Below are 8,764 nucleotides of genomic sequence, written 5' to 3'. Positions count from 1 at the left end.
TGTACGGAGATCGGTTCATCAGGCCGACCTGGTGAAAGTCAGGGCCTGCCTGACGGCAGGCCGTTACCGGCCCGCACACAAAAAATCTGACACTTCCGCGTCAACATCGCAAATGAATGCGCATACAACTATCAAAACCACCTAACATCAACATCAACATCAACATCAACATCAACATCAACAACCCACAAACCTTTAAACACAATACGCCACCAGAGTTAAAACACTCAAACCCATCCGAGCCCCCCACACCCACCAGCGCGAGCTACAATATCCCCCCCAGGCCTCCCCCAAGCCAACCATGATCCAGTCCAACCTCGACCTCTTCGCCCCCCACCCCCAGCGCCTGGCCCCCCAGACAACGCTGCTGCCCGGCTTCGCCCTGCCCGACCTCGAGCCCCTGCTGGACGCCCTGCGCCCCGTGCTCCGCGCAGCACCATTTCGCCATATGCAAACCCCCGGTGGCCTGCGCATGGCCGTGGCCCTGACCAACTGCGGCTCACTGGGCTGGATCAGCGACGAAAACGGCTACCGCTATACCCCCATTGACCCTGTCAGCGCAAAACCCTGGCCCGCCCTGCCCCAGGTACTCATCGACCTGGCCACCCGAGCCGCCGCACTGACAGGCTTCGAAGGCTTCATACCGGACGCCTGCCTGGTCAACCATTACCTGCCCGGCACCCGTCTGAGCCTGCACCAGGACCGCGACGAACAAGACTACGGACAACCGATCGTCTCGATCTCACTGGGTCTGCCAGCGGTATTCCTGTTCGGCGGCCTGCAGCGCTCGGACCGTCCCCAGCGCATCCCGCTGAATCACGGTGACGTGCTGGTGTGGGGCGGCGAAGACCGCCTGCGCTTTCATGGCGTAATGCCGATCAAGCCAGGCGTGCACCCACGCATGGGCGAGCGACGAATCAACCTCACCCTGCGCAAGGCAGGATGAGTTCGGCAGCTACGGGCTGCAGAACCACTCGCGCCGTTCGTCGAAGGCAGCCCGGATCGCCCCCACCATCACCTGGACCAGCGGGTCGGCCTCGGTCTGGCCGTTGACCGCCAGCCACACCCGCCGCCGCATCGGTTCGCGGAACAGGCCCGGCAAAGCCAGCAGCCCACGATCCAGGTGCGTCGCATAATGCGGCAGCAAGCCGACGCTGGCGCTGCACTTGATCAGCTGGCAGTACATCTCGTAGTCCTGGATCTGCGTCACCCCGGCCGTACGGGTGCGCAGCAGCGCCTGCCAGGGCATCAGCGCCTGCACGCCAGCTTCGCCCTGCCATTGCACCAGCATGTAGTCCTGCAGGTCCGCCAGGCTGGTCGGCCGGTTGGCCTCACGGGCATAGCGCTTGGCGATATGCGGCAGGTACTCGAGGGTGGCCAGAGCCTCGGGGGCCGCACCGGCAAAACTGCCAGCATGGGCGCCGTGGCTGGCATCACCCAGCCACAGGGCGACATCGGCAACCTGCTCGGGCGCCTGGCGACCGTCAAGGGTGGCCACCTCCAGACGCATGCCGGCATGCTGGCGCACGAAGTTGATCAGATTGCGACCCAGCAGGTCCTGCAGCAGCGGCTCGGCCACGGCCAAGCGCACGCTCGTGCTTTGCTCTCGCGGCAGCGGCACGACCGGCTCGCGCGCCTGGAGTATCAGCAGCAGGCGTTCACCCTGCTGGCTGAGCACCGGGTTATTGTTGCGGTTGACGAACAGGCTGTAGCCCAGGCGCGCCTCCAGCGCCGCCAGGCGTTTGCGCAGGGCCACCGGTTTGAGATTAAGCCGCCGCGCCGCCTGCATGAAACAGCCGCAGCGCGCGGTGACCAGGAAACAGTTCAGGGTCTGTTCGTCCAGGGCCAACGGCACCTGGGGACGAACGACAGGCATGGCAGTATCCGGGGCTCGCCCCGGGGACAGATCGATCGGCATCCCTCGCCTCCCACGGGCCCGCCTGGGCAGGCCCGGCTCTTCCATGGTTGTTGGCGACTAGCGGCTGCTTTCCAGGACCTGGTTCAGCGCCGCGCCATCGATGCTCAGGGTGGCCGTGTCGAACATCCCCTCGACATAGGCCTTGGCCACCTGCTCCTGGCGCTGGGCGCGCAGCAATTCGCGCAAACGTGGCGCCACCTCCTCGAAGGTCGCTGCCCTGGCGGGCTGCTGCTCGACCAGCTTGATGATGTGGTAGCCCGCCACACTCTGCACCGGGTCGCTGACCGTGCCCACCTTCAGCTTGGGCACCACCCCGCGTACCTCGGGCAGCAATTGCGCCAGGGCCTGCAGTCCGGTGTCGCCGCCGGCGGAGGCCGTGCCGGCATCCTGAGAGTGTTCACGGGCGAGCGCGGCAAAGTCCGCATCCGCAGCCTGGGCCTGCTTAGCCAGCGTCTGGGCCTGTTTGCGCACGGCCTCGTCGTCCCTGGGATTTTCCACCCGCAGGAAGATCTGGCTCAGGCGGTAGCGCACCGGCAGTTGCAACCCGGCCTTGCCCGCCTCGTAGGCCTGCTTGAGCTCAGCCTCGCTGGGGTAATCGTCAGGCACCTTGCTCACCGAGTTCAGGTAGTCGCGCAGGACGATCTGCTCGGTGGCCGCGCGGGTCTGCACCTGGATTTCCGGGCGCTGCAACCAGCCCTGGGCCTCGGCCTGCTGGTAGAGAGCCTTTTCCGCCAGGCGGGCGCGGATCCAGGCCTCCAATGCCGGTCGGTCGCCGCGCAGGCTGGCCCGGGCTTCCTCGGGCAACTGGGCGAACAGCGCCTTGAGTTCGCCACTGCCAACCTGCTGCTCGCCCAGGCGCGCCAATACCGGGCCCTTGTCGGCCGCCACCAGGGCGGCTGGCGACGCTGGACGCGCCGCCGCCACCGGCTCGTCGCCCGGGCGCAAGGCCAGGGCAACCGCCACCGCGACAATGGCCAGCGCGCCGGCGCCGGCCCAGAAAGTGCGCGCCGTCACGAGGCGCGCTCTTCGTCATGGGCGACCTGGGTTTGTTGCTGGCCGGCCACGTTACGGCTGTAGTCGCGCAGGTAGACGATCAGTTCCTGCAGCAATCGATCCCACAGCACCAGGCTGCCCAGCAAATGCTGCTGACTGACGCCATCGGCGACCACCACATCCTGCTCCATCACCAGGAACTCGCCCTGCACCGAGAGCCGGGCGAAGCGGCGGCTGGCGTTCCAGTGCTCGGCCAGGCCCGCCGGCAGCTCGCCCTGGATACGCAGGGCGCAGCTGAAGGTGAAGTCGAGGAACTCGCCTTCCTTGCCCGCGGCCCGGTTGCCGAAACGTACGGCATAACCCACGCCCTGGCTGGCGCTGAGCAACTGCACCACGGCGTTCTGCTCGGTGCGGTTGACCCGGCAGCCGGCATCCTGCAGCAACTGGGTCAGGGAGTCGGCGCTAACGGTTTCGATCAGGGTCACTTCGGTCATGTGCTTACTTCCTTGCGTTGAGAAAACGTCAATGGGGCACGCCCTTGGGGGCGTCGAACTGGCTTTCGTAAAGCTTGTCGCCATAGGCCTGGGCCAGCTCCTCGAACTTGACCCGGGCACCACCGGCGAAGGGCTGGCGCATCTTCATGACATCGGCGATATCGACCTTCTCGTAGGCGGCCAGCATCTCCTTGGCCACCCCGTACATCTGCTGGTTGCGGGCCTGGCATTGCTGCACCTGGCTGTCACGCTCGCCCAGTTGCGCCTGCAGGGTGGCGCGCTCGCTTTCCTTGGCGCGCGCCATCGCCAGCAGCTCGTCATAGGCCTGCTTGTACTTGTGCAGTTGTTCGTTGCTGCTGGCCACCAGCGCCTGGGCCTGGCTGTGCACGGCCTGTTGCTGGCCAGCCAGTTGCTCGCTCTGGCCGCGGGCCTTGGCCAGTTGCGCGGTCAGTTCGCGTACCTGGCCTTGAGCAGCGTCACGCTGCTGCTCGGCCGCCTGGCGGGCGGCGCTGGCCTGGGCTTGCTCGCTCTGCAGGGCCTGCAGCTGTTGCGTGGTGCTGCGCAGTTGGGTGCGCAGACGTTCCTCGAGGGTTTCGGCCGACGCCGAGGCCGCCAGGCTTGCGCCCAGGGCCAGCATCAACCAGGCGCAGCGGTGGCGATAAGCTCCCTTGTTCATGCCCGTGCTCCTTCCCTAGAACCGAGTGTTGACTTCAAGTTGTAGCACATCGATGTCAAACGGCGCGCCGTAGACTGCCTCGCTGCTCAACCAACGGGCTGTAGCGTAGACGTTGTCGGCCAGGCCGTAGTTGCCACCGAGGAAATAACCCTTGGCGTTGGTGCCGCCGAGGTGGAAGCTCGAGTCGTTGAAGCCGTCCGGCAGCGCGTCGGGCTCGATGCGCTTGTAGCCGGCGAACAGGTTCCAGTCGCCGGCCTTGCGCATGTCCAGGGCGTTGCCCAGGGTGAACTGGAGCATCCAGGCATCGCCGCCGCTCTTGAGGTTGCCGTTCTCGTCGACGTTGTTGGCCAGTTGTCCCGCCGAACGCTTGCGCATGTCGCCCTCGTCGTAGGCCAGGTTGTGGACGTAGTTGGCCTGGCTGCGCAGCTTGAAGTCATGGGGCAGGTCGGCGTCCCACACCAGGTTCAAATCGAGCAGCTCGAACTCCGAGGCAATGCCGACGAATTGCGGCTGCGGCGTGGCCGCCGGGTTGGCCGGATTCGGCGTGATGTCGCGGAGCAGGAACACGGTGTTGCCCTTCTGCATGAAGGTCGGCCGGGATTCGTCGCTGTCGCAGCCCGGCTGGCCATCCCACGGGGCGCAAGGGGTGGAGCGCTCGCCGGCGATATCGTCGAAGCGGTAATAGGCCATCGCGCCCTTGAGTCGATTGCTGTCGTTGAGCGCCCATTTCGCGCCCAACTGCGCGCCGTACAGCCACTTGTTGTCGCTGTCTTCCTTATCCAGGCCGTTGCTGGTGGCGTTGTCGTCGCTGTATTGCACAGGGAATGCGCCGACGGTGCCGAACAGGCTGAGGTCGCGGCCCAGCGGCTGGTCGAACAGCGCCGCCACGCCATCGAAGTTGAGGTCGTGGGAATACAGGATGTCGGTGGACATGAACGGGTTGGCGATCCGCCCGCCGGTCAGCGTCAGGCGCTCGCTCGGCGTCCAGGTGACGTAGCCCTGGTCGAGCCAGATGTCCTTCTTGCCGAAGCCGCCACCAAGGTTCTGGGTGGTCGAGACCGGGTTGTTGTTGGAGCCGGTGGCGACGCGGATGCCAGCCCCCCAGTTCTCCGCCAGCTGCGCCTTGAGGCCGAAGCGCGCCCGCAGGCGCAGGAGGCTGTCGCGATCCTCGCGGGTGTTGAGCAACGGAGGCAGGCTTGAGCTGCTGTTGGGGTTGACGTCGTAGGGGCCCTTTTCATTGAGCTTGGCGAAATCGACGATCTCGTTGCTGTTGCCATCGGCATAGGAACGCGACTCGTAGCGCAAACGCAGATCGCCGTCGAAGCTGATGCGTGAGGCCCAGTCAGGGAAGGTGTTGGGCGCGGCCCAGTTTTCCTGCTTGGCGGTGCTCATCACCTCCGCCTTGATCTCGTCGCGGATCTGCTGGCGGACGATGGCCGGCACGTATTGCACGCGCACCTCACCGTTGGCGGCCGGGGCCTGGGCGACAATCGGCGCGCCGCTGGCGGCGACCCGCGCCTGCTGAGCTTCGCGTTCGGCCTGGGCGATCAGCGCGTCGGCCTTGTCCTGCTTGAGCACGCCCTGCTCCACCAGCAGGCGGATCAGGTTGACGGTCGCGTTCTCCGACGGCGCGGCGTGGGCGACGGTCGGACCGACCGCGGTGGCGGCGGCCAGCAGGCCGAGCGCCAGGGTCAATCGGTTGACTGGGCACTTCATGGGTTTGCAGCTCCTGTGGGTCAGTCGTGCTTCGTTGTTCATGGCCGGCGCCCCTGCAGGGCGATCTTCACCGGCAAGGTCAGGTTGGCGGGCGGGCGCTGGTCGAGGGCGCGGGCGCCGCGCAGGGCGGCGAGCACCTGGGCGTCCACCTCCGGCTCGCCGCTGCCGCGCAGCAGCTCGACACGGGTGATCTCGCCCGCGGCGCTGAGCCAGATCTCGGCCTGCAGGTTGAACACCAGGTTGCGCAGCTCGGGGTTGTCGCGCAGCAGGCGCTGGAAGGCGTAGGCCAGGTACTGGCTGTAGGTGCCGCTGCCCAGCCCCCCTCCGCCGCCACCGGCCATGCCGCCGCCCTTGCCGGCGCCGACGTTGAAGCTGTCGCCGCCCGCTTGCGCGTCGCCGTCCATCTGCATCGGCTCGGCCAGGTCCTGGGCCGGATCGGGCGCCTCCTCGGCGGGCTTGACCTCTTCGGCCTCGGGCACCGGCTGCGGCTCGACGATCTTCTCCTCGACCGGCGGCTCGGGCTCCTTGGGCGGCTCGGGCGGTGGTGGCGGCGGTGGCGGCAGCGGGATGATCGCCGGCACCTTGGGCGCTTCGCGGCGCACCCCGGCCATGTCGTTGGCCCACTGCCACAGCAGCCAGGCCAGGCCAGCGCCAGCAACGGCGAGCACGGCCCAGGTGAGCAGGCGGCGGGGGTTGACTGTACGTTCCATGGCTGCCCTCACCCCTGGTTCGGCTTGCCGGTAACCAGCCCGACCTGGGCCAGTTCGAGACGGCGCAGCAGGTCGAGCACCTCGACCACCTTCTGGTACTGCACGCCCGCGTCGCCGCGCACGATCAGCGGGAAGTCGGGGTTGCGCGCCTTCTCGCTGCGCAGGCGGTCCTCCAGCTCCTGCAGCGTCACCGGATAGGCGTCGAGAAACACCTGGCCGGCGTCGTTGATCGAGATCGCCTTGGTCTTGGGCTGGGCCAGCGACACCGTGGCGCTGGCCTTGGGCAGCTGCACCTGGATCCCGGAAACCTGCGCAGTGGCGGTGAGGATGAACATCACCAGTACCACCATCAGCACGTCCACCAGCGGGGTGATGTTGATGCTGTCGACCGCGGCGTCGGTGTCGTCGTCATGGGCGTTGTTCACGGATGCCATGGCTGTGCCCTCACGCCGGAACCGACGGGTTGACGCTGCGCCCGGTCGGGCGCTGCGCCGCTTCACCGGCCTGGCCCTCGCCGTGCAGCTCGGCCAGGCGGGTGATGAACTCGTCGACGAATACCCGCATGTCGGCGCTGACCTCGCGGTTGCGCGTGGTCAGGCGGTTGTAGCCGAACAGCGCGGGGATGGCGACGAACAAGCCCATGGCGGTGGCCAGCAGCGCCGCGGCCATGCCCGGGGCGATGGCATTGATGTTGACGTCGCCGGCCATGGCGGTGCCGAGGAACACCACCATGATCCCCAGCACCGTGCCCAGCAGGCCGATGTAGGGGCCGCCGGCAATGGCGTTGGACAGGGTCGACAGCTTCGATGACAACGCCTGGTTCTCGCGGGTGCGCACGCCGTCCATGGAGCAGCGGATGGCCTCGATGGTGGCCGCGGACACTTCGTGGGTGTCGGCGCCCTGGGCGCGGCGGGTGCGCAGTTCCTGCACGGCCACCAGGTACAGGCGCCACAGCGAGGAGTCGGTGAGCCGCCCATGCAGGTCCTGATCGTCGGCGAACTGCTCCAGGCGCGTGCCGACCGTGGCGAACCGCTCGCGAAAGCGGGTGTTGGCGGCGGTGACGCGACTGAGGGTGCGCTGCTTGCGTAGCATGATCACCCACGACTGCACCATCATCAGCACCAGGATGGCGATGATCACCCAGGCGTCCACCGGCACCGCCTTGAGCAGGAAGCCCAGGCCGCCGAAGCCGAAGCCCGACTGTTCCTCGTCGACGCCGTACACCACCAGGCGCGACTCGGCGCCCTGGGCCAGTACATCGGCCTGCAGGCCTGCCTGGCTGCGGGCCACGCGCGACAGGCGCAGTTCGTCCAGGGCGCCGACAAAAGGCGCGAACTGGCTGGTCACCTCGCCTTCGGGCGGCGGCAGGTCACCACCAATGCCGACGGCACCGTTGAAGGCCGCCAGACTGGCGGCCAGGCGGGCCACCGGCTGGCCTTCGAGCAACAGGCTCAGGTTGCCGCCCTCGCCCACCAGTGCCAGGTGTTGCCACTGACCGGCGCTCACGGCCTGGCTGGCGCTGGCGCGCTGGCCGTCAACCTCGACGAAAGGCACGCCCTGGGCCAGGCCCAGCAACAGGCTGTGGCCGGCCTCGCGACGGGCCAGCAGCAGTTGCTCGCCCACCGCCTGATCCTGGCGCAGCCAGGTGCTGAAAGTGAACGCCGCGCCCGCCGGCAGTTGCAGCGAGGCGCTGGCCGGCAGTTGCAGGCCCTGGCCACCGAGCTGAATGGCCCGGCCGATCACGCCGTCGACGCTCACCGTCGGCCCTTGCAGCTGATTGCCATAGGGGCTGGCGTCGCGGGCGGTGGCACCGTCGAAGTGGTAGAGCGCGGTGTAGTCGGCGTCGAAGCTGGGCTGGCCAGCAGGCGCCTGGGCTTTCGGGTTGCCGTAGTACATCCACAGCTCCTGGCGCTGGCCCGCTTCTATGCGTGGCACATCCACCCAGATCAGCGCCATGCCCATCAGCGGATCGAACTGCTCGACATGGTGGTTGAGCACGGTCTTGTCATCGGCGCTGACGAAGCGGATGTCGGCGCCGGTCTCGCTGACGCCGTCGAAGCTGAAGTTGCCGGTGTGCAGGCGCACCAGCAGCGCGGTGCGGCCCAGCGCCTGGGTCAGTCCGGCGCCCTGGGGCGTGGTGTCCACGGCGATCTGCTTGCGGTACATCCAGTCGTCCTGCCACCAGGCGCTGGCGCTGCCCGGCAGGGCGAAGCCCAGGCACAGCAGCAAGGTCAATATCAGGCGTTGCATGAGAGGT

The 8,764-nt window shown here is 67.5% G+C and carries 9 protein-coding genes; 1 reads left to right on the top strand and 8 read right to left on the bottom strand.

Annotated elements, in window-relative coordinates:
- Positions 1 to 301: 301 nt before the first annotated feature.
- Positions 302 to 946 (top strand): DNA oxidative demethylase AlkB, encoded by a 645-nt coding sequence (alkB, locus tag AC25MA_RS25365; RefSeq protein ID WP_486972531.1) that lies wholly within the window; start codon positions 302 to 304, stop codon positions 944 to 946.
- 9 nt (positions 947 to 955) lie between these two features.
- On the opposite strand, the gene AC25MA_RS25360 is transcribed toward alkB, so the two are convergent.
- The 8 genes from AC25MA_RS25360 to AC25MA_RS25325 all read right to left on the bottom strand — a co-directional run bounded on the left by AC25MA_RS25360 (position 956) and on the right by AC25MA_RS25325 (position 8,757).
- Positions 956 to 1,876, bottom strand: a complete 921-nt coding sequence (locus AC25MA_RS25360; RefSeq protein WP_486972530.1) for a LysR family transcriptional regulator — start codon at positions 1,874 to 1,876, stop codon at positions 956 to 958.
- Positions 1,877 to 1,975: 99 nt separating this feature from the next.
- Positions 1,976 to 2,932, bottom strand: a complete 957-nt coding sequence (locus AC25MA_RS25355; protein ID WP_062361202.1) for a peptidylprolyl isomerase — start codon at positions 2,930 to 2,932, stop codon at positions 1,976 to 1,978.
- The gene (locus tag AC25MA_RS25350; protein WP_062361204.1) at positions 2,929 to 3,405 is read right to left on the bottom strand and encodes a YbjN domain-containing protein; all 477 of its coding nucleotides are present in this window, start codon (positions 3,403 to 3,405) and stop codon (positions 2,929 to 2,931) included. The genes AC25MA_RS25355 and AC25MA_RS25350 overlap by 4 nt, the downstream gene beginning before the upstream one ends.
- Positions 3,406 to 3,433: 28 nt before the next feature.
- On the bottom strand, positions 3,434 to 4,081 hold the full coding sequence (locus tag AC25MA_RS25345; RefSeq protein ID WP_028692165.1) for a hypothetical protein: 648 nt from the start codon (positions 4,079 to 4,081) through the stop codon (positions 3,434 to 3,436).
- Between the two features lie 15 nt (positions 4,082 to 4,096).
- Entirely contained in the window at positions 4,097 to 5,797 is a 1,701-nt protein-coding gene (locus tag AC25MA_RS25340) for a putative porin (protein WP_486972529.1), read from the bottom strand.
- 38 nt (positions 5,798 to 5,835) lie between these two features.
- Positions 5,836 to 6,507, bottom strand: a complete 672-nt coding sequence (locus AC25MA_RS25335) for an energy transducer TonB family protein (RefSeq protein WP_028692167.1) — start codon at positions 6,505 to 6,507, stop codon at positions 5,836 to 5,838.
- Between the two features lie 8 nt (positions 6,508 to 6,515).
- Positions 6,516 to 6,941 (bottom strand): ExbD/TolR family protein, encoded by a 426-nt coding sequence (locus AC25MA_RS25330; RefSeq protein ID WP_028692168.1) that lies wholly within the window; start codon positions 6,939 to 6,941, stop codon positions 6,516 to 6,518.
- Positions 6,942 to 6,951: 10 nt separating this feature from the next.
- A complete protein-coding gene (locus tag AC25MA_RS25325) occupies positions 6,952 to 8,757 on the bottom strand; it encodes a DUF2341 domain-containing protein (RefSeq protein ID WP_486972528.1) in 1,806 nt (601 codons plus the stop codon).
- Positions 8,758 to 8,764: the final 7 nt, after the last annotated feature.

It is taken from the genome of Pseudomonas sp. P65(2024) (genome assembly GCF_057480955.1).
Note: the sequence above shows the minus strand (reverse complement) of the source record. Positions and strands in the feature narration are given on the sequence as shown.

Excerpts from the sequence above, each read along its gene's own strand:
- alkB (WP_486972531.1), top strand. The coding sequence starts at position 302 with ATGATCCAGTCCAACCTCGACCTCTTCGCCCCCCACCCCCAGCGCCTG.
- AC25MA_RS25360 (WP_486972530.1), bottom strand. The coding sequence starts at position 1,876 with ATGCCTGTCGTTCGTCCCCAGGTGCCGTTGGCCCTGGACGAACAGACC.
- AC25MA_RS25350 (WP_062361204.1), bottom strand. The coding sequence starts at position 3,405 with ATGACCGAAGTGACCCTGATCGAAACCGTTAGCGCCGACTCCCTGACC.
- AC25MA_RS25345 (WP_028692165.1), bottom strand. The coding sequence starts at position 4,081 with ATGAACAAGGGAGCTTATCGCCACCGCTGCGCCTGGTTGATGCTGGCC.
- AC25MA_RS25340 (WP_486972529.1), bottom strand. The coding sequence starts at position 5,797 with ATGAAGTGCCCAGTCAACCGATTGACCCTGGCGCTCGGCCTGCTGGCC.
- AC25MA_RS25335 (WP_028692167.1), bottom strand. The coding sequence starts at position 6,507 with ATGGAACGTACAGTCAACCCCCGCCGCCTGCTCACCTGGGCCGTGCTC.
- AC25MA_RS25330 (WP_028692168.1), bottom strand. The coding sequence starts at position 6,941 with ATGGCATCCGTGAACAACGCCCATGACGACGACACCGACGCCGCGGTC.
- AC25MA_RS25325 (WP_486972528.1), bottom strand. The coding sequence starts at position 8,757 with ATGCAACGCCTGATATTGACCTTGCTGCTGTGCCTGGGCTTCGCCCTG.